This window comes from Arthrobacter sp. 01L42, from assembly GCF_056400005.1.
Genome location: NZ_JBFTSL010000022.1, coordinates 1 through 19360 on the forward strand (window position 1 = coordinate 1; position 19360 = coordinate 19360).

General features: G+C 67.8%; 15 protein-coding genes. 12 read left to right on the forward strand and 3 right to left on the reverse strand.

Features of this window, described 5'->3' with window-relative positions:
* Positions 1–214: 214 nt before the first annotated feature.
* Complete coding sequence (locus AC1DN2_RS17710; RefSeq protein WP_476851371.1) at positions 215–1348, forward strand: LOG family protein; 1134 nt, start codon at positions 215–217, stop codon at positions 1346–1348.
* 4 nt (positions 1349–1352) lie between these two features.
* Here the strand turns inward: AC1DN2_RS17710 and AC1DN2_RS17715 are convergent, their stop codons facing one another.
* Together AC1DN2_RS17715 and AC1DN2_RS17720 are read right to left on the reverse strand one after the other, a co-directional pair.
* Positions 1353–2312 (reverse strand): matrixin family metalloprotease, encoded by a 960-nt coding sequence (locus AC1DN2_RS17715; RefSeq protein ID WP_476851372.1) that lies wholly within the window; start codon positions 2310–2312, stop codon positions 1353–1355.
* Positions 2312–3604, reverse strand: a complete 1293-nt coding sequence (locus tag AC1DN2_RS17720; RefSeq protein WP_476851373.1) for a VIT1/CCC1 transporter family protein — start codon at positions 3602–3604, stop codon at positions 2312–2314. The genes AC1DN2_RS17715 and AC1DN2_RS17720 overlap by 1 nt, the downstream gene beginning before the upstream one ends.
* Positions 3605–3838: 234 nt before the next feature.
* On the opposite strand from AC1DN2_RS17720, the gene AC1DN2_RS17725 reads away from it, so the two are divergent.
* Complete coding sequence (locus AC1DN2_RS17725; RefSeq protein ID WP_476851374.1) at positions 3839–4075, forward strand: hypothetical protein; 237 nt, start codon at positions 3839–3841, stop codon at positions 4073–4075.
* 108 nt (positions 4076–4183) lie between these two features.
* On the opposite strand, the gene AC1DN2_RS17730 is transcribed toward AC1DN2_RS17725, so the two are convergent.
* Complete coding sequence (locus AC1DN2_RS17730) at positions 4184–5707, reverse strand: sodium:solute symporter family protein (RefSeq protein WP_476851375.1); 1524 nt, start codon at positions 5705–5707, stop codon at positions 4184–4186.
* Between the two features lie 279 nt (positions 5708–5986).
* Here AC1DN2_RS17730 and AC1DN2_RS17735 point away from each other — a divergent pair, with 279 nt between their 5' ends.
* The 10 genes from AC1DN2_RS17735 (at position 5987) to AC1DN2_RS17780 (ending at position 19250) form a co-directional block, all read left to right on the forward strand.
* Positions 5987–6562 (forward strand): helix-turn-helix domain-containing protein, encoded by a 576-nt coding sequence (locus AC1DN2_RS17735; protein ID WP_028275626.1) that lies wholly within the window; start codon positions 5987–5989, stop codon positions 6560–6562.
* A gap of 102 nt (positions 6563–6664) precedes the next feature.
* Positions 6665–7441: a hypothetical protein gene (locus AC1DN2_RS17740; protein ID WP_476851376.1), complete on the forward strand. Its 777-nt coding sequence runs from the start codon at positions 6665–6667 to the stop codon at positions 7439–7441.
* A gap of 240 nt (positions 7442–7681) precedes the next feature.
* Entirely contained in the window at positions 7682–9127 is a 1446-nt protein-coding gene (locus tag AC1DN2_RS17745) for an ammonium transporter (RefSeq protein WP_476851377.1), read from the forward strand.
* Positions 9124–9465: a P-II family nitrogen regulator gene (locus tag AC1DN2_RS17750; protein WP_230007931.1), complete on the forward strand. Its 342-nt coding sequence runs from the start codon at positions 9124–9126 to the stop codon at positions 9463–9465. Before AC1DN2_RS17745 ends, AC1DN2_RS17750 begins: the two co-directional genes overlap by 4 nt.
* A gap of 89 nt (positions 9466–9554) precedes the next feature.
* Positions 9555–10634 carry an agmatinase gene (gene speB / locus AC1DN2_RS17755; protein ID WP_476851378.1) on the forward strand — a complete coding sequence of 360 codons (1080 nt, stop codon included), beginning with the start codon at positions 9555–9557 and terminating at the stop codon, positions 10632–10634.
* Positions 10631–12307, forward strand: coding sequence for a thiamine pyrophosphate-binding protein (locus AC1DN2_RS17760; RefSeq protein ID WP_476851379.1), 1677 nt, complete (start codon positions 10631–10633; stop codon positions 12305–12307). Before speB ends, AC1DN2_RS17760 begins: the two co-directional genes overlap by 4 nt.
* Positions 12308–12522: 215 nt before the next feature.
* Positions 12523–13008: a MarR family winged helix-turn-helix transcriptional regulator gene (locus tag AC1DN2_RS17765; RefSeq protein WP_476851380.1), complete on the forward strand. Its 486-nt coding sequence runs from the start codon at positions 12523–12525 to the stop codon at positions 13006–13008.
* Between the two features lie 103 nt (positions 13009–13111).
* Positions 13112–15118 (forward strand): MDR family MFS transporter, encoded by a 2007-nt coding sequence (locus AC1DN2_RS17770; RefSeq protein WP_476851411.1) that lies wholly within the window; start codon positions 13112–13114, stop codon positions 15116–15118.
* A 311-nt stretch (positions 15119–15429) separates the two neighbouring features.
* Positions 15430–17163 carry an ABC transporter ATP-binding protein gene (locus tag AC1DN2_RS17775; RefSeq protein ID WP_476851381.1) on the forward strand — a complete coding sequence of 578 codons (1734 nt, stop codon included), beginning with the start codon at positions 15430–15432 and terminating at the stop codon, positions 17161–17163.
* A complete protein-coding gene (locus tag AC1DN2_RS17780; protein ID WP_476851382.1) occupies positions 17160–19250 on the forward strand; it encodes an ABC transporter ATP-binding protein in 2091 nt (696 codons plus the stop codon). Before AC1DN2_RS17775 ends, AC1DN2_RS17780 begins: the two co-directional genes overlap by 4 nt.
* Positions 19251–19360: the final 110 nt, after the last annotated feature.

Below are 19360 nucleotides of genomic sequence, written 5' to 3' on the forward strand. Positions count from 1 at the left end.
CGAAATCATCAGCCACCCGCGCCCGCCCAAAGGAACCGTCTACATCGGCCTCAACGGCACGGGCAGGCAACCGTCCACGAAGTCCTGAGACATGAACCGTCCACGATCAGTTGAGACATGAAGTGTCAACGATGAGGTGAGACAGCACATCCCGGAATGGCCACCAAGAGTGATAGCGCAACGGGGGAGCTTGGCCACGGTCTAGGCTGGCTCCATGAACGCCGCCCGCAGCCTTCACCCCAGCCCACGCACGTTGGAGGTCGAGAGCCTTGCCGGTTTCGACCGGCTGGTTGCGGCGGGGGCGCGCAGCATGCACGGCTGGCATGTCCAGTCGCTGGACCTGCGGGGCCGCCGGGCCCAACTGGAGGCGCTTGAGGCCCAGGGCGCGGTCTTCCTGGGCTGCAGGTTCGACGACGGTGTGGAGGACTTGCTGCGCGGCCGGGGCGCCCTCATCTTTCCCCGGCTCACGGCCGTGCCGTTCAACCCCTACCGCGGGCAGCTGTACACGCCGCAGGAACTCTATTCCGGGATCGCCACCTCACCCTACGAGGACACGCTCGACGCTCGGGTGTACCAGTGGAGCATCCGGCCGGGCCAGCGACGCCGGCTGGATGCGACACTGGCCGCCGCCCTGCATGACCACTCGATCGGCGTGGCCCTCGACGAACTGGCCGGCACCTATCTCCGCGCCGGCCGCACGATGGTGGGGGTCATGGGCGGACACATTGCCCGCCGCGGCACCGCCGTCTTTGAGGGAGCCGCGCTGCTGGGCCGGCTGCTGGCCCGCAGCGGTCGGGTGGTAGCCACGGGCGGCGGCCCCGGGGCCATGGAGGCCGCGAATCTTGGCGCCTTCCTCAGCGAGGCCCCCGAACCGGACTTCCGGCGGGCCCTGGCCGACCTTGCGGCGGTGCCGTCCTTCCGCCCCTCGGTGGCCGCCTGGGCGCGGACGGCCGCGGCGGTCGCCCAACGCCACCCGGCGGGTGTGCCGTCGCTGGGGATTCCCACATGGTTTTACGGCCATGAACCACCGAACTTCTTTGCCACGCATGTGGCCAAATACTTCGCGAATGCCATCCGGGAAGCCATCTTGCTTGAACTGTGCAACGGCGGCATCGTCTTTTTGCCGGGTTCGGGCGGCACGGTCCAGGAGATCTTCCAGGACGCCTGCGAGAACTACTACGCCGCTCCGGAAACCGTCACTCCCATGGTCCTGGTGGGTCACGAACACTGGCTGCGGCGATTCCCGGCCTGGCCCCTCTTACATAGCCTGGCGTCAGGGCGCCGGATGGAGGGAAGGATCTTCCTGGTCGATACGGTCGAAGAAGCCCTTGAGGCGCTGGAGCGCTAGGGGGTCAGAGATCCTTGCGGCACTGGGCGTGGCCGAGCTCGTAGAGTCCGTTCAGGTCGCCGGCGGCAAGCCCGTCCGGGGCTCCGATCTCGGGGTACATCAGCTGGGCCGGGTCATCGACATGCTCCAGGCCCATCACATGGCCGAGCTCGTGCAGGATCACGGCCGTGGCATAGGCCGCTCCCTCGGAGCGGTCCAGGTCTTCCGCGATTTGCGGGGCATCCAGCTCCAGGCTGCCGGTGACGAAGCTCTTGGGGCCGTCGCCGAAACTGAAGTGTGTGCTTCCGCCTGTGCCGATCACCGGGCCTTTGAGCTGCGGCGCCTGCTCCGGGGTGGTCCAGGCGATCAGCAGCGGCGCCCACCGGTCCCCGTAGAGATTCTTTTGGTAGGGCGCACGTGTGGACGAGGGGGCCTCGGACGTGGGGCCGTCATTGATGAAGGTGATTCCGGTGGCCTCGGAGATCGTCCGGATCGAGTCGTCCACGAGCCGCTCGGCACCCGGCGGGGCCAGGGCGGCATTGATGACGTAGTGCAGCGGGCGGCACGGCGAGTAACCCACCGGAGTGCCGTCGTCATTCGTTGCGAGGAACTTGTACGAGGTGCTGGCGGCCTCCGGTTTCCGGGCCGCGCCGAGGGGGTGGTCCTGCTCCTCGAGCCCGGGCGGGGGAGTGTCCGTCCGGTCTTCGCCGGCCGGCACGGCAGGCTGGCCGGATTTCTGGCCAGCCTGGGGCTGTGCCTGCAGGTCACTGCCTGCTTTGTTTTCTGCACTGTGCCCTGCGTTGTTCCCCGTTCCTCGGGAGACCTCGAAGAGGCCCGTGAACCTCGGATCGCCGTAGACGAGTCCGGCGGTGAGGAAGGCGCCGGCGGCGATCACCGCAGCGGCGGCGAGGTTCCTGATGATCCGCAGAGCGGTGGCTGGCCGGCTGTGCCGAGGTCCGCGGTCCCGAAATTCAGGGCCGTCCACTAGCCAACCACGGCGCCGAAGGCCATGCCCAGCAGGTACGTCACGCCCGCGGCACCCATGCCGATGGCCAGCTGGCGCAGGCCGCGGGTGGCGGGCGAGGTACCGGAGAGCAGGCCCACGACGCCGCCGGTAAGCAGCAGCGCCAAGCCGACGAGGGACGCGGAAACCACCAGTGCGGCGAGTCCTGTCATGCCCAGCAGGAAGGGAATGATGGGCACGATCGCGCCCGAGGCGAAGAAGCAGAAGCTCGACGCCGCCGCGCCCCAGGCGGTGCCGACCGCCTCGTGCTGGTCCTCGCTTTCGGGCAGTTCCGGACGCAGGGACAGGCTGGGATCGCAGTCGCAGTCCAACAGGCCCATCCGCTCCGCGACGCGGTGCTCGGCGGCCTCCCGGGACATGCCGCGGGCCAGGTAGACGAGGAGGAGTTCGTTGTGCTCGATATCGAGCAGCGGCGCCGCCGCCAACGTGATCTGGGTGGGTCGGGTCGCGGCGAGGAGCTCCCGCTGCGACCGCACGGAAATGAACTCGCCGGCCCCCATGGACAGTGCGCCGGCCAGCAGCCCGGCGACGCCGCTGAGGAGTACCACCTGGCTGCCCACGCCCGAGGCCGCCATGCCCATGACGAGGGACAGGTTGCTGACCAGCCCGTCGTTGGCGCCGAACACGGCGGCGCGGAACGTTCCGGCCAGCCGGTTGCGGCCCCGGGTGGCCAGCCCGCGGACCACTTCTTCGTGGATCTGCTCGTCGGCGACCATGGCCGGGGTGGCGAACGATTCGGTGGCGTACGGGGAGCGGCTCTCCGCCCGCTGGGCCAGGGCCAGGACGAAGACCGAGCCGAAGTGCCGGGCCAGGAAGCCCAGGAACCGGCTCCGGAAGGAGGCATGCCGGTCCTTGCCGGCGTGATCGCCCAGCAACTGGAGCCAGTGCGCTTCATGGCGTCCCTCGGCCTCGGCCAGCGCCAGCAGGATGGCGCGTTCCTCCCCGGCGCGGTTCTGCGCCAGGTCCCGGTAGACGGCCGCCTCGGCACGTTCATCGGCGAGATACTGTCGCCAGCGCTTGATGTCCGCTGCGCTGGGCGCTGCGCTCGCGTCTGTTGCGGGCGACGGGCTCGGTGCGCTGACGGGAGCGGCAGTGGAGGGAGCCGCCCCGGGGCCAGCAGAGGCGTGCGGCGAGGCGGGGCGCGGGTCCGTATCGCGGACCGAAGAGGGCTGTGTCGGGTGGTGCTGCGAAGAATCGTTGCGGTCCGATTCGGTGTGCTGAGACACGAAAAACTCCTGGGTTTGGTCGGGCATGGTCCGGCCCCATTGCGACTCCAGACTACCCCGTATTTCCGCGCTTTTCCGGCTGGCAATCCTCAGTGGAAAGTTTAGGGAGGCCGTAACTGCCCTGCCCCGGCGGGCCCGCCCGCAGCCGCTTTCCGGCAGCAATTGTGGGCCCTTGACCGCCCGGGTCCGCGGTGTTCGAATGAAACCCAGGGCGGGCTCCCCGGGGCCTTGCCGCCACCGAAGCCGCATGGAGGTTGCATCATGGATAGCACCGCATCACATCCCATCCAGCCGGCCCGGGAGTCACTCGAGTCCGATCCCGCCTACGACTACGCCGAGGACGCGCCCGTCAGTGATGCCGCGGAGACCGAGGACGAGGAGCTTCTCGAAGAGGCCGACCGGCTCGTTCCCCTGGACGCGGAAGACTTCCTGGGCGACGAGACGCCGGTGGTGCCCGTGGAAGGTGAGGAATTCCTTGCGCCGGAGGCAAATGAGTGATCCTCCCGCGGCCCGTTAAATTGCCTAACGGCCGACGGCGGCGCCCCCGAATGGGGAGCGCCGCCGTCGACCTTTAACTTGCGGTCAAGACCCTGCCGGGCCTGGGCCCTAGTGCGTGAGGGCCGGGGCCTTTTCTTCCTCGGCCGCGCGGCCGGCGACACGCCGGCGCCAGTTCTGCATGACCGCGGGATCCGTCGGCTTGGTCAGCAGCGACACCGCGATGTAGACGACCGCGGAAGCCGCCAGGCCGTAGTAGATCGGCTCGTTGGCGTAGATGCCGTCCAGCGGAACCTCGGCATTGATTTCCAGGATGATCATGGTGCCGAGCGTGATGACCGAGCCCACCGCCATGGACGCCGCGGCGGCGACGCCGGTGCCGCGCTTCCAGACCAGGCCGCCAAGGATGGCCACGAGCAGGCCGCCTACCAGGATGTCGTACGCAATGGTCAGGGCCGCGACAACGTCCTTGGTGACGATGGCGATCACGATTGCCACGATGCCCAGGCCCAGGACCCACATGCGGTTGGCCTTGACGTCGTGTTCCGGGTTGTCGGTGTCATCGGTGTTGACCGTCTTGCCGAACCAGCCGGCAACGAACGGCAGCACATCGGCGCGGGCCACGGTGGCGGCCGCGATCAGGGCGCCGGAGGCGGTGGACATCATGGCGGCGACGGCGGCGGCCAGCACGAGGCCGCCGATGCCGATGGGCAGCAGGTGGGTGGCGACCTCGGCGTAGACGACGTCCTTGCCCAGGGCCTTGACGTCGATCTGCGGCAGGGCCACCCGGGCGCCGAGGCCGATCAGGGCGCCGGCTGCGCCGTAGAGGATGCAGTAGATGCCGGCCGTGGCGCCGCCCCAGCGGGCGACTTCAGGCGTCTTGGCGGTGAACACACGCTGCCAGATGTCCTGGCCGATCAGCAGGCCGAGGGTGTACACCACAAAGTAAGTGATGATCGTCTGGGCGCCGATGCCGTCGATCTGGAAGAAGGTGGCGTCCACCCGGCTGCGGATCCCGTCGAGGCCGCCGGCGGCGTTGAGCGTGAACGGCAGCATCAGGAAGAAGATGCCGACCGTCTTGATGACGAACTGGACCTGGTCGGCCAGCGTGATGGACCACATGCCGCCGATGGTCGAGTACACCAGCACGATTGCCCCGCCGACGGCGATCGCGAGGGCGCGGTCCCAGCCGAAGAGCACCACGAAGATGGTGGCGTAGGCGCCCGTGGAGGTGGCGCAGAGCATCAGCGTGTAGGCAAGCATGACGATGCCCGAGGTCTGCGTGGCGTTGCTGCCGTAGCGCAGGGTCAGCATCTGGGAGACGGTATAGATCTTCAGCTTCTGGATGGTGCTGGCGAAGAGCAGGCTCAGCAGCAGGACGCCGGCGCCGATTGCGACGACGAGCCACATGCCGGAGATGCCGAACTTGTAGCCCAGGCCCACGCCGCCGACGGTCGAGGCGCCGCCCAGGACGACGGCGGCCATGGTGCCGGTGTAGAGGAACGGGCCGAGGCGGCGGCCGGCGACGAGGAAGTCGCTATTGTTCTTAGTGCGGGACTTGCCCCACCATCCGAACGCCAGCATGGCGGCCAGGTACACCACCACGATTGCGATGTTGACGAAAGTTGCGTCCATTAAAGGCTCCTTGGAGCTGGTTGACAGCGGATGCGGGCCTGCCGGGCCTCAACAGTATGTTCGGCAAGGCCGCTGCTGCGGGAAGTGGTTAGAGGAGGATTTCCGTCGGAACCCCCGGTATTGCCTAATAGGCAACACATGTTGCCAAAGAGTATGTTGTGACTCCGGTAACAGTCAAGGCGCAGGGCGTGGTGCCGCCGCCTCCGCGTCACGAAGGCCCGCTCCCGCTAGGATTGCTCCAATGATGGGGCCAAGCGGCCGGCCGTGAAAGGTTCCTAAATGAAGGCTCTACCAGTTGAACCGAGCAATGTTCCCGTTGCCATCGGTTCGCGGATCCGCGCGGCCAGGCAGTCCCAGCGGCTCACCATTGAACAGGTCGCAGACGCCACCGGGCTCACCAAGGGATTCCTGAGCCGGGTCGAGCGGGACCTGACCTCGCCCTCGGTTGCCTCCCTGGTAACGCTGTGCCAGGTTTTGTCGATCTCTATCGGCGACCTCTTCGCCGCCCCCGAAACGCACCTCACGAAGCAGAATGAGGGCCCCCGAATCTCCCTCGGCGGCGAGGGGATCGTCGAGCGGCTGCTGACCGCGCGCTCCGAGCGCCGCGTCCAGATCATCCAGGCCGTGATCGAGCCGCGCGGGCGCGGCGAGTCCGAGCTCTATGCCGTGGACTGCGACGTCGACGTCCTGCATGTGGTCAAGGGCAGCATCCGCCTGATCCTCACCAATGAGGAATTCGAGCTCAGCGCCGGGGACACCGTAACGTTCCCCGGCCGGGAACCCCACACCTGGGTCAATCCCACGGACGACGCCGTCGAGGTGCTGTGGGTGCTCGTGCCCGCCGCCAGCCGCTGAGGACATGAACGCATCCGTAACCACCGCAAAAGTATCCGCACGGCGCACGCCGGAGATACACAGGACGAGCCGAAGCCGCTCGCGTCATCAACTGGGGGATCCATGAACCGCAACAACGTCTTTCTGTCCCTGGCCGTGGCCGCCGCGCTCGCGGCCGCCCTTGGCCTGAGCTCGTGCGCCGCCCCGGGCCAGCGGGCCGGCGAAACGGCAAGCGGTCCCGCCAGTGAAACCGCGGCCCCGGCGCAGCAGGAATCCGGCGCGGCCGCCCCGACCGCCTCCTCTGCCGCTTCGGCCCTGCCCTCGGCTGCCCCGAGCGCCTCCGCTACCCCCGTCCCGGCCGCGCCCACGGCCACGGCCAGCGCGGTGGCCGGCGTGAAAACCTTCACCTTCCCGGACGGGCACCTCTCCTTCTCCTATCCGAGCGGCTGGTCCGTCCGGTTGGTGGGCTCGCCCGGGAACGCGGCCAAGCTGCGGGGCCCGCAGGCGGTCATCGCCGACGCCACCGGCAACGAACTGGCTTCCATCACCAGCAGCACCAGCGCCAGCAACGCCTCCGGCCCGGTGGCCCGCACCGTGCTGGACACCGCCCCGGTGCCGGGGCTGAAAGATGTGGACGGCGAACAGCTGGCCTTCGGCTTCGCGTTCGATTCCCTTGCCGACCAGTCCGATTTCCACATGAGCGTGCGCAAGCAACGCGACTTCGCGCCCGCGGTCTCTGACTCCGGCTCCGCCTACGTCAGCTTCGCCAACGGCGGGGCGGAAGCCAGGGTGCTCTTCGGCAGCCCGGCGTTTGCCTCCGTCGACGCCGCCAAAGCCTGGATGACCACGGAGCAGTACAGCCAGCTCAAGCGCCTGCTGCTCACCCTCAAGTACAGCTGACCTCGCTTTCCTTGGTGAGATCGGCCGCGGTGAGATGTACGTCACATTCCGGCAATCTGCCGGAAACGGCAATTTAATGCCCGGAGCCGGCACGTAACGTGCCCGCAAGAATGGGAAAGCCTTCCCGAAACACGCCGTGAGTAGCGTCAACGGCGGGGGGACGCTCGTCAGTCCCAAACGTCACATGGTCTCGCCGCATCGGCGCCCTCGGAGCGCCGGCACTCGAGGAAGGCTCCCGCTATGAAGTTCTCTGTGCTTGCAGTAGGAATGGCAACAGATCCGCAGGTCCTTGACCCCGGATCGACCGCGTGGATGCTCACGGCGTCCGCTCTGGTCCTCCTGATGACCCCCGGGCTTGCGTTCTTCTACGGCGGGCTCGTCAGAATGAAGTCCGTCCTCAACATCATGATGATGAGCTTCGGCGCCATGGGCGTGGTGGCCGTCGTCTGGGCCCTGTGGGGCTATGGCCTGGCCTTCGGCCCGGATGCGCTGGGCGGCTTCGTCGGGGATCCCTTCACCAACTTCGGCCTGAGCGGGCTGACCACCAGCATCGGCTCCAAGGCGGCAGGCCTGCCGGACATGATCTTCGTCGGCTTCCAGGCCACGTTCGCCATCATCACCGTCGCACTGATCAGCGGCGCGGTGGCCGAGCGCGTCAGGTTCGGCCCCTGGCTCCTCTTTGCCGCCCTTTGGGTCACGCTCGTTTACGCGCCGATCGCGCACTGGGTCTGGGGCGGCGGCATTTTCGGACCTACCGGCATCATCGGCAGCAAGATCTCGGCCCTCGACTTCGCCGGCGGCACGGTGGTCCACATGAACGCCGGCATTGCCGGACTGATGCTTGCCGTGGTTCTGGGCAAACGGCTCGGCTTCATGAAAGACCCTAACATCCGCCCGCACAACCTGCCGTTCGTGATGCTCGGCGCAGGGCTGCTCTGGTTCGGCTGGTTCGGCTTCAACGCCGGCTCGGAACTCGCCGCCGACGCCACGGCCGCCCTGGCCTGGACCAACACGCTGCTCGCCACCAGCGCCGCCCTGCTGGGCTGGCTGCTCGTGGAGCGGCTGCGCGACGGGCATGCCACCTCGCTCGGCGCCGCCTCGGGAGCCGTCGCGGGACTCGTGGCAGTCACCCCGGCCTGCGGATTCATCGACCCCATCGGCGCCATCCTGATCGGCGCGATCGCCGGGGCTGTCTGCGCGCTCGCCGTCGGGCTGAAGTTCAAGATCGGGCTCGACGACTCCCTGGACGTCGTGGCCGTGCACTTCGTCGGCGGCCTGTGGGGGACCCTGGCCCTCGGATTTTTCGCGCTTCCGTCCACCAAGACGGCCGGCGGCCTGTTCTACGGCGGCGGCCTGGCGCAGTTCTGGCCACAGATTCTCACCGCCCTGATCGTCACGGCATGGAGCGCCGCCATGACCACACTGATTGGCTTCGCGATCCACAAGAGCATCGGCATGCGCGTTTCCGAAGCCGACGAGCTCTCCGGCATTGACGTGACGGAGCACGCCGAAACGGCGTATGAACTCCTCATGGTCGGCGGCAGCTTCCACCCCGGTGACCCGCATGCCCGGACTGATGCGGCCGAGGCCCACGCGACGGCCCACGCCGGGACCCACGCCGAAGTCCCGGCCGGGACCAACGCCGAGGCCGAGGGTGAGGCCGTCCGCGGCAGGGTGTCGTCATGAAGCTCGTCACGGCGATTGTGCGGCCGGAGCGGGTCGCGGCCGTTAGCGCGGCCCTGGAGCGGGCCGGGGTCAACGGCCTGACCGTGAGCCAGGCCAGCGGCTACGGCCGGCAGCGGGGCCATACCGAGGTGTACCGGGGCGCCGAATACAGCTCGGACCTGCTGCCCAAGGTGCGGCTCGAAGTCCTGGTCGACGAGGGCGCCCTCGGCGCCGTCATGGCTGCCATTGAAGAGGGAGGGCGCACGGGCCGCTTCGGCGATGGCAAGATCTGGATTATCGAGGTGCGCGACGCCGTCCGCGTCCGCACGGGGGAGCGGGGCGCGTCGGCCATCGCCTGAGGTTGGTAAACAACTGATGCGCAATACGAAACTTCGAGTGTATGATGGCTGTCACAACCGTCGGTCAATCCTCGAAGGAGAGGCTTCTTTTGGAAGAGCTGCGCATCGAGGCCAATGGCAACCTTGGCCCCATCGATTCATCCCGCGTCCCACGCTACGCCGGGGCTGCCACGTATGCCCGCCTGCCGCGCCTGGACCAGGTGGCCAAGGCAGACGTCACGGTGGTCGGCGTGCCGTTCGACACCGGCGTCTCCTACCGCCCCGGCGCCCGCTTCGGGGCCAACCACATCCGCGAGGCCAGCCGCCTGCTGCGGCCGTACAACCCGGCCTGGGACGTCAGCCCCTTCGAGAACATCCAGGTTGCCGACGCCGGCGACATGGCGGTCAACCCCTTCAACATCAACGACGCCATCGAAACCATCCAGCAGAACGCCTTGGACCTGACGGCGTCCGGCAGCAAGCTCGTCACCCTCGGCGGCGACCACACCATCGCCTTGCCGCTGTTGCGCGCCGCCGCCGAGCGCGCCGGCGGCCCCATAGCCATGCTGCACTTCGACGCGCACCTGGACACCTGGGACACCTACTTCGGCGCCGAGTACACCCACGGCACACCCTTCCGCCGCGCCGTCGAGGAAGGCATCCTGGACACCGAGGCCATCAGCCACATCGGAACCCGCGGTCCGCTCTACGGCAAGAAGGACCTCGACGACGACCACCGCTTCGGCTTCGGCATCGTCACCTCCGCCGACGTCTACTACCAGGGCGTCCTGGAGACGGTCGCCAAGGTCCGGGACCGGATCGGCAACCGCCCGCTCTATATCTCAGTGGACATCGACGTCCTTGACCCCGCGCACGCCCCGGGCACCGGCACGCCGGAAGCCGGCGGCATCACGAGCCGCGAGCTGCTGGAAATCATCCGCGGGTTCCGCGGCATGAACCTCGTCGGTGCCGACGTCGTCGAGGTCGCCCCGGCCTACGACCACGCCGAGATCACAGGCGTGGCGGCAAGCCACGTCGCCTACGAACTCGTAACACTGATGGCGGACCGCGCCGTCGAAGGGGACCGCTTCGGCGCCCCGAACGGCTACGCTGCCCAGGCCCTCGGCCAGGAATCCCGCCGACCCGCCGGCTTCAGCTCCTCTGTGGCTTCGCCGGTGGCTTCGCGATGACCGGCGTGCGCAACGGCGGGGACCTCGTCGTCGAAACCCTTGAGGCGCTCGGCGCCAAGACGGTCTTCGGCATCCCGGGCCAGCACGCCCTGGGCCTGTTCGACGCGATGGGCCGCGGGAACCTGCACTTCGTCTCCTCCCGGGTCGAGAACAACTCGGCCTTCGCCGCCGACGGCTACTCCCGCGCCACTGGCGAAGTCGGCGTGCTGTTCCTGTCCACCGGCCCGGGCGCGCTGACGTCCTTGGCCGGGCTGCAGGAGGCTTACGCCACCGGCGTTCCCATGGTGGTCGTGGCCAGCCAGATCCCGCTCGAGGGCCTTGGCGCCCGGCGCAAGGGCATGCTGCACCAGCTCGATGACCAGAAGGCCTCGGCCGCGAACGTCACCAAGTCCCAGCGGCTGATCCAGCACGCCTCCGGCATCCCCTCGGCCATCCAGGATGCCTGGACCGAGGCGATCTCCTCGCCGCAGGGCCCCGTGTGGCTCGAAATCCCGCAGAACGTCCTGCTGGACCCCATCATGGTGCCTCCCGTGGAGGACGCCCTCGCCGAAGCGGCCGACAACCCGCCCCGCGTGGAGCTGGTCCGCGAAGCCGTGAAATGGCTCTCGACGGCGGAACGTCCCGCCATCATCGCCGGCGGCGGCACCCGCCGCGGCCATGCCGAAAAGTCGCTGCTCTCGATTGCGGAGAAGCTGCGGGCGCCGGTCATCTGCACCCCGGGCGGCAACGGCGCGTTCCCGTGGAACCATGAGCTCTCCCTGCAGTCCTGGATCGAGGACCAGTACATGACGGAGGTGCTCGAGGACGCCGACGTGCTGATCGTCATCGGCTCCTCCCTGGGCGAGGTCACCTCCAACTACTTCACCTTTGAACCGCGCGGCCGGATCATCCAGATCGACGCCGAGCCCCGCGTCCTGGAGTCCAACCGCCCGGGACTGGGCATCCGGGCGGACGCCGGCCAGGCCCTGGCCGCCCTCGACGCCGCCCTGACTGAACCGCACGGCGAACGTGCCGACTGGCACGGCACGGCTCCCGAGGTACTCGTCAAGGACACCCTGGCCAAGGTCAAGGCCCGGCTCGAGTCCCAGGACCTCGGCAAGGAACTGAAGTTCATGGCCGACATCCGCGAGGCCGTTCCCGCGGCCATGCAGACGTTCTGGGACATGACCATCTCGGCCTACTGGGGCTGGAGCTGCTGGGATGCCCGCGACGGCCAGTTCCACTCCGCGCAGGGCGCCGGCGGGCTGGGCTTCGGCTTCCCCGCGGCGATCGGCGGCGCCGTCGGGCTCGAAACCACCGGCGCATCCGCCGGCGCACCTGCCGGACACGCCAGAGTGCTGGCCGTCTCCGGCGACGGCTCGGCGATGTACTCCATCTCCGAGCTCGCCACCGCCAAGCAGCACAACGTCCCGGTCACCTGGCTCATTGTGGACGACGGCGGCTACGGCATCCTGCGCGAATACATGGTCGGCGCCTTCGGCAAGGCCACGGCCACTGAGCTCGCCCGCCCCGACTTCGTCAAGCTGGCAGAGTCCTTCGGCGTCCCGGCCGTCCGGGTTGCCCCGGAGGACGTCGGGGACGCCCTGAAGGCGGGCTTCGCCGCGGACGGCCCCAACGTCGTCGTCGTCGAAACCCTGCTCCAGATGTTCGGCCCCACCCACCTGGCCACGTAGGCGCACCAACACCACAGCAGCACCACAGCAGCACCGCTGCGCAGCGCGGACCGGCCGGGTCTGCCCCTCACCGCGAGGGGCAGACCCGGCTGGTCCGCGTTTGCTATTTAAGGGTCTTTCGAGGCCGCGCGGCACCTCCCACGAGAGAGTTAGTTTCCCGAAGTAACCATTTTCGTATATAGTTGCCTAGGGCAAACAAAAGAGGGGTGTCCATCATGTCAGTTGAATCCAACGCTGCAGCCAGACTCGTCTACCAGATCTTCGATCTGCAGCGCGCGGTCCGTTGCGTTGCCGCCGCCAGCCTGCGCGGGCAGGACACCGGAGTGGCGCTTCAGGGCGTTCTGCGCTTTGTGGGGGAGGGCGAATCCCGGGCCACGCATCTTGCGGAGCGGCTCGGCGTCAGCGCCCCGGTCCTCAGCCGGCACATCGCCGACCTCGAAGAGCACGGCTATGTGGTCCGCCGGCCGGACCCGGAAGACGGCCGCGCGCAGCTGATCGCCCTGTCTGCCGCCGGCACGGAGAAACTGCGTCTCATCGAGGACCAGCGGACGGCCACCATCCAGGACCTGCTGCGGGACTGGAGCCAGGACGACGTCGAACTGACGGCGCGCACCCTCGAAAAACTTGCTGAGTCCCTCAGGACCTCAGCCCGGGCAACGACGGCCGGACCCACGAATACGACCGAAATTGTTGAGGAGTAGATATATGGCTAGCCACGCCGCCGCCACAGGGCCGTCCCCGGCCCCGTCGGACGTTCCGCAGGGGGCATCCCGCGCATCCCAGACCGCCGCAGAACCTGTGGCGATGACTCACCGCCAGATCATGGAGGCCCTCACCGGGCTGCTGGCGGCGTTCTTCACCGCCATCCTGAGCAGCACGATCGTCGCCAACGCGCTGCCCACCATCATGTCCGAACTCAAGGGCACCCAGACGGACTTCGCCTGGGTGATCACGGCCGCGCTCCTTGCCAACGCGGCAACCACCCCGATCTGGGGCAAGCTCGCGGACCTCTTCAACAAGAAGGTCCTCGTCCAGCTGAGCATCGTGATCTTCGTGGCGGGCTCCGTTATGGCCGGCCTGTCCGAGACCATCCCGCTGCTGCTGACCGCCCGTGTCATCCAGGGCATCGCCATGGGCGGCCTCACCGCCCTGGCCCAGGCCATCATCGGCTCCATGATCCCGCCGCGCGACCGCGGAAAGTACTCCGGCTACATGGGCGGCGTCATGGCCGTGGGCACGGCAGGCGGCCCGCTGCTCGGCGGCTTCATTGTCGACAGCCCGCTGGGGTGGCGCTGGACCTTCTTCGTCTGCGTTCCGCTCGCTGTGGTCGCGCTCATCCTGCTGCAGGTCACCCTCAAGATCCAGCACGTCAAGCGCCCGGCCAAGATCGACTGGCTCGGCTCCATCCTGTTGACCTCCGGCGTCAGCCTGCTGCTCATCTGGGTCTCCTTCGCCGGCAATCCCGACTACTACGACTGGTGGTCGTGGCAGACGGTCGCCATGGTGGGCGGCGGCATCGTGCTCCTTGGCCTGCTCGTGCTGGTGGAATCCAAGGTCGCCCAGCCCATCATCCCGCTCAAGATCATCTCTGAGCGGACCACCGCCCTCGCGATCCTCGCCTCGGTGGCCGTCGGAGTGGGCATGTTTGGCTCCTCGACCTTCCTTGGCCAGTACTTCCAGGTGGCACGCGGCGCCACCCCCACCGAGGCCGGCCTGCTTACGCTGCCCATGATCGCCGGCAACCTCATCGGGTCGGTCGCCTCCGGCATGCTCATCAGCCGCACCGGCAAGTGGAAGCGGTACCTCGTGGCCGGCGCCATCTTGCTGATCGGCGGCCTGGGCCTGGCCGGCAGCATGGACCACACCACTGACCTGTGGCTGACCGGTATCTACACCGCCATCCTCGGCGTCGGCCTGGGCCTGCTGATGCAGAACCTCGTCCTCGCCGTCCAGAACACGGTCCAGGCCAAGGACATCGGCACGGCCAGCGCCTCTGTGGCCTTCTTCCGGTCCGTCGGCGGTGCGATCGGCGTCTCGGTCCTCGGCGCCGTGCTGGGCAACCGGGTCAAGGAGCTCGTCGTGGAGGGGCTGGCTTCGGCCGGCATCCAGGTTCCCGCCGGATCCGCGGGGGCCAGCATGGACCTCAAGGACATGCCGGCACCGATCCGCGACATCATGCGTGCCGCCTACGGCGACGCGATCGCCGAGGTCTTCCTGATCTCCGCAGTCGTCGGACTCGTGGCGCTGGTGGCCATCCTGTTCATCAAGGAACGCCCGCTGCGCCGCACCGTCGACGTCCGGCCGGAGCCCGCCGAACTCGCAGGGGACGCCCCGGACGCCGGAATGGCCGCGATGGCCGGTGCCACGGCCCCGGCTCTGGGGAACACGGGTTACACCAGGACCACAGGGAACGACGACGCCGGGGCAGCTTCGCCCGCCGGCGGAACCGGCATCGTTGACCTGGACCGGGAATTCATCGAGGTGCTCAGCCGGGAGCGGGCCGAATCCCGCTTCCCCGATGCCGCCCGCCAGCGGACCCGGACCTTGGTTGCCGAGGACCGGCCCGAAGCCGCCGACGTCGTACCTGTGATGCTCCAGACCCAGCGGCTCCTCGCGGAGCAGCAGCTGCTGCTGGCGGACGCCCTGCGCGCCGTGCAGGAGCAGGCCGCCGAGCAGCGTGCGATCGCCGCGGAACAGGCCCGGGTTGCCGAGGAGCTCACGGCCCTGCGCCGGCAGCTCGCCAAGCAGCGCAAGATGCAGCGCGCGGCTGCCGACTACATCGCCACCCATGGGCGGCACCGGACCGAGTAGCGCCGGCTCACAGTACCGGACCGCAGAGGCTCCGCGGCCGCCTCGAGGGGCGGCTGCGGGGCCTTCGTTTGCGGCGAGACGGTTGCGGGGGAGACCACAGCAGCCGCTTTAGTACGCCGTTTGGATGATATTCAGCTCCCGATGTTCCTCCCGGGCGAGGGTTTTCGTAGAGTTGGGTGGCTAAGGCTGTCGGTCCCATGGGCTAGTCTCCAATCAGCCTTCCAATAAACTTCACTATTTAGCTCTCCCATACTTTGCTCTCCCCATAATTTGGTCTCCCTATAATTCAGTCTTCGTAAGGACTCGTGGGCATGCTCGTTACCCTCATGCGGCGCTATTCCAAGCCGTATCTGCCATACATCGCGGCTGTGGTCATCTTCCAGCTGGCCTCGACCATCGCGGCTCTGTACCTCCCCAGCCTCAATGCCCAGATCATCGACGAGGGCGTCTCCCGCGGCGACACGGACTACATCTGGCGCACCGGCGGCGTCATGCTCGGCGTCGCGCTGATCCAGGTGGCCACCGCGATCGCCGGCGTCTACTTCGGCTCGAAGGCGGCGATGGCGTTCGGCCGGGACCTGCGCCGCGGCGTGTTCCGCAAGGTGAGCAGCTTCTCGGCGCGGGACGTCAACCTCTTCGGCGCCCCCACCCTGATCACCCGGGGCACCAACGATGTGCAGCAGGTCCAGATGCTCATGCTCATGGCGCTGAACTTCATGGTGGCCACACCCATCATGTGCATCGGCGGGATCTTCATGGCCCTGCGCGAGGACCTCAACCTGTCCTGGCTCGTCTGGGTGTCCGTGCCCCTGCTCGTAGTCGTGGTGGGCTACCTCGTGGTCCGCCTCATGCCGCTCTTCCGTTCCATGCAGGAGAAGATCGACCGGCTCAACGGTGTCCTCCGCGAGCAGATCATCGGCATCCGCGTGGTCCGGGCCTTCGTGCGCGAACCCCACGAGGCCGAGCGCTTCGGCGCGGCCAACCAGGACCTCACCGACGTCTCGCTGAAGATCGGTTCCCTGTTTGTGCTGATGTTCCCCGCCATCGGCATGATCCTGCACATCTCCACGGCCGCCGTGCTCTGGTTCGGTGGCCAGCGCGTCGATGCCGGCGAGATGCAGATCGGCTCCCTGACAGCCTTCCTCCAGTACCTCCTGCAGATCCTGATGGCCGTCATGATGGGCACCTTCATGGCCATGATGATTCCCCGCGCCTCGGTCTGCGCCGACCGGATCGGTGAAGTGCTCGACGTCGAACCCTCCATCCACGAATCGCTCACCCCGGTGGCGCCTGCGGCAAAGGGCGGCCGCGTCGAATTCCGCAACGTGACCTTCGCCTACCCTGGCGCCGAGGCTCCCGTGCTCAGCAACATCAGCTTTACGGCCGAGCCCGGACAGACCGTGGCGATCATCGGCTCCACCGGCGCCGGCAAGTCCAGCCTGCTGGCCCTGCTCCCGCGGCTGTACGACGCCGAGTCGGGCGAGGTCCTGCTCGACGGCGTCCCCGTCACCCAGCTGGCCCGCGCCGAGATCACGCAGCGCGTGGCCATGGTGCCGCAACGGCCCTACCTGTTCTCCGGAACCATTGAGCACAACCTGCGCTTCGGCAAGCCCGAGGCCACGGACTCGGACCTGTGGGAGGCGCTGACGGTCGCCCAGGCCGCGGAGTTCGTGCGCGAAAAGAAGGGTGGCCTCGCAGCGCGGATCGCCCAGGGCGGCACCAACGTCTCCGGCGGCCAGCGGCAGCGGCTGTGCATCGCCCGCGCGCTCGTCACCGAACCCAAGGTCTTCCTGTTCGACGACTCGTTCTCGGCCCTTGACGTCGCCACCGACGCCAGGCTCCGCCGGGCGCTCAAGGCCAAGACGGCCGATGCCACGGTGATCATCGTCGGCCAGCGGGTGTCTACCATCGCCGACGCGGACCAGATCCTCGTGCTGGACAACGGCAGGATCGTGGATCGCGGAACACATGAGGAGCTGTTGGAAAGCTCCAGCACTTACCAGGAAATCGTCGAATCCCAGCTGAGCGCGGAGGCAGTGGCATGAGCACCAACGAGAAAGTCTCCACCACGCCGGCCACCGCAGCCGGCGCGACCACTGCCGATACGGACGCAACTGATACGGACGCCACCGATCTGATCGAAGATGACTTCATCGAGGAGGAGTACACGCCCGGCGAGGCCGACGGCGGCATGTTCGGCGCCGTGCCGGCCAAGAAGGCCCAGCACTTCTGGCCCTCGGCCAAACGGCTCATGGGACTGCTGAAACCCGAGCGCGCCGGCATCACCGCCGTGCTCGCCATGGTGACGGTCGCCGTCGTCCTCAACGTCATTGCCCCGAGGATCCTGGGCCAGGCGATGGACGTGATCTTCGCCGGAGTGGTCGGCAAGCAGCTCCCGGCCGGGGCCACCAAAGAACAGTTCATCGAAGGACTCCGCTCCCAGGGCCAGGACAACTTTGCCGACATGCTGGCCAAGATGGACGTCGTGCCGGGCGCCGGCATCGATTTCCAGAAGCTCGCGTTCCTCATCAGCGTGGTGCTGGTGATGTATTTCGTCGCCAACATCTTTCTGTGGCTCCAGGGCTATGTCCTCAACGTGCTGGTCATGCGCGTGGTGCGCACGCTGCGCGATGACACCGAGAAGAAACTCAACAAGCTGCCGCTGAACTACTTCGATACCCGCCAGCGCGGCGACATCCTTTCCCGTGTCACGAACGACGTCGACAACATCCAGCAGGCGCTCCAGCAGGCCTTCGCCCAGCTCGTGAACTCGGCCCTGACGGTCATCGGGATCGTGATCATGATGTTCATCGTGTCCTGGCAGCTGGCCCTGATCGCCCTCGTCGCCCTGCCTCTCTCCGGCGTGGCCGCCGGCATCATCGGCGCCCGCAGCCAGAAACTCTTCGCCGCCCAGTGGAAGAACACCGGCGAGCTCAACGGCCAGATCGAGGAATCGTTCTCCGGCCACGACCTCGTCCGCGTGTTCGGCCGCGACGCCGACATGCTGGCCCGCTTCGACGAGCGCAACGAGGAACTCTACAAGGCCAGCTTCGGAGCCCAGTTCGTCTCCGGCATGATCATGCCGGTCATGCAGTTTGTCTCCTACCTCAGCTATGTCGGGATCGCCGTCGTCGGCGGGCTGCGCGTGGCCTCGGGCAGCATGAGCCTGGGCGACGCCACGGCGTTCATCCAGTACTCGCGCGAATTCACCCAGCCGCTGGGCCAGATGGCCGGCATGGCCAACATGCTGCAGTCCGGTGTGGCCTCCGCCGAGCGGGTTTTTGAATTCCTCGACGCCGACGAACAGGACGCCGAGACCGCCACCGAGCACCTCCCGGCGAAGACCGACGGGCACGTCGAGTTCAAGCACGTCACCTTCAGCTACACGCCGGACAAGCCGCTGATCGAGGACCTGTCCTTCACGGCCGAGCCCGGCCACACGGTGGCGATCGTGGGACCGACCGGGGCGGGCAAAACCACCCTCGTCAACCTCGTGATGCGCTTCTACGAGCTCAACTCCGGCAGCATCACCCTGGACGGTGTGGACATCACCCGGCTGAGCCGTTCGGAGCTGCGCGCCAAGGTGGGCATGGTGCTGCAGGACGCCTGGCTGTTCGGCGGAACCATCTACGAGAACATCCGCTACGGCAAGCTGGACGCCACCGAAGAACAGATCATGGCGGCGGCCAAAGCCACGTTCGTGGACCGCTTCGTCCGGGCGTTGCCGGACGGCTACAACACGGTGATCGACGAAGAGGGCAACAACGTCAGTGCCGGCGAAAAGCAGCTGATCACCATCGCCCGGGCCTTTGTGGCGAACCCGTCGCTGCTGATCCTGGACGAGGCCACGAGTTCCGTGGATACCCGCACCGAAGCCCTGGTCCAGAAGGCCATGGCGGCGCTGCGGACGGAGCGCACCAGTTTCGTCATCGCCCACCGCCTTTCCACCATCCGGGACGCGGACACCATCCTTGTCATGGAGGACGGGCAGATCGTCGAGCAGGGCCGGCACGCCGAACTGCTGGCCCTGCAGGGCGCGTACTACCGGCTGTACATGTCCCAGTTCGCCGGTGAGGACGCAGACTCTGCCGTGGCGGATTCCGCGGAGGACGCGACGGCGGTGCACAGCTGAGCGCCGCATGCCCCGCCGGGAAGGGCGCAGCCGGCGGGAACGGGCCCGGCAGGGAGAGCGCAGGCACAGCAGCAGGCCCCGCCGGGAAGGGTGGACCCGCTGAGGAGAAC

Bases quoted from the DNA above. Each gene is read 5' to 3' on its own strand.
- AC1DN2_RS17760 (WP_476851379.1), top strand. From the start codon at position 10,631: ATGACCGGCGTGCGCAACGGCGGGGACCTCGTCGTCGAAACCCTTGAG.
- AC1DN2_RS17730 (WP_476851375.1), bottom strand. From the start codon at position 5,707: ATGGACGCAACTTTCGTCAACATCGCAATCGTGGTGGTGTACCTGGCC.
- AC1DN2_RS17710 (WP_476851371.1), top strand. From the start codon at position 215: ATGAACGCCGCCCGCAGCCTTCACCCCAGCCCACGCACGTTGGAGGTC.
- AC1DN2_RS17765 (WP_476851380.1), top strand. From the start codon at position 12,523: ATGTCAGTTGAATCCAACGCTGCAGCCAGACTCGTCTACCAGATCTTC.
- AC1DN2_RS17780 (WP_476851382.1), top strand. From the start codon at position 17,160: ATGAGCACCAACGAGAAAGTCTCCACCACGCCGGCCACCGCAGCCGGC.
- AC1DN2_RS17720 (WP_476851373.1), bottom strand. From the start codon at position 3,604: ATGCCCGACCAAACCCAGGAGTTTTTCGTGTCTCAGCACACCGAATCG.
- AC1DN2_RS17735 (WP_028275626.1), top strand. From the start codon at position 5,987: ATGAAGGCTCTACCAGTTGAACCGAGCAATGTTCCCGTTGCCATCGGT.
- AC1DN2_RS17745 (WP_476851377.1), top strand. From the start codon at position 7,682: ATGAAGTTCTCTGTGCTTGCAGTAGGAATGGCAACAGATCCGCAGGTC.
- AC1DN2_RS17750 (WP_230007931.1), top strand. From the start codon at position 9,124: ATGAAGCTCGTCACGGCGATTGTGCGGCCGGAGCGGGTCGCGGCCGTT.
- AC1DN2_RS17770 (WP_476851411.1), top strand. From the start codon at position 13,112: ATGACTCACCGCCAGATCATGGAGGCCCTCACCGGGCTGCTGGCGGCG.
- AC1DN2_RS17725 (WP_476851374.1), top strand. From the start codon at position 3,839: ATGGATAGCACCGCATCACATCCCATCCAGCCGGCCCGGGAGTCACTC.
- AC1DN2_RS17775 (WP_476851381.1), top strand. From the start codon at position 15,430: ATGCTCGTTACCCTCATGCGGCGCTATTCCAAGCCGTATCTGCCATAC.
- AC1DN2_RS17740 (WP_476851376.1), top strand. From the start codon at position 6,665: ATGAACCGCAACAACGTCTTTCTGTCCCTGGCCGTGGCCGCCGCGCTC.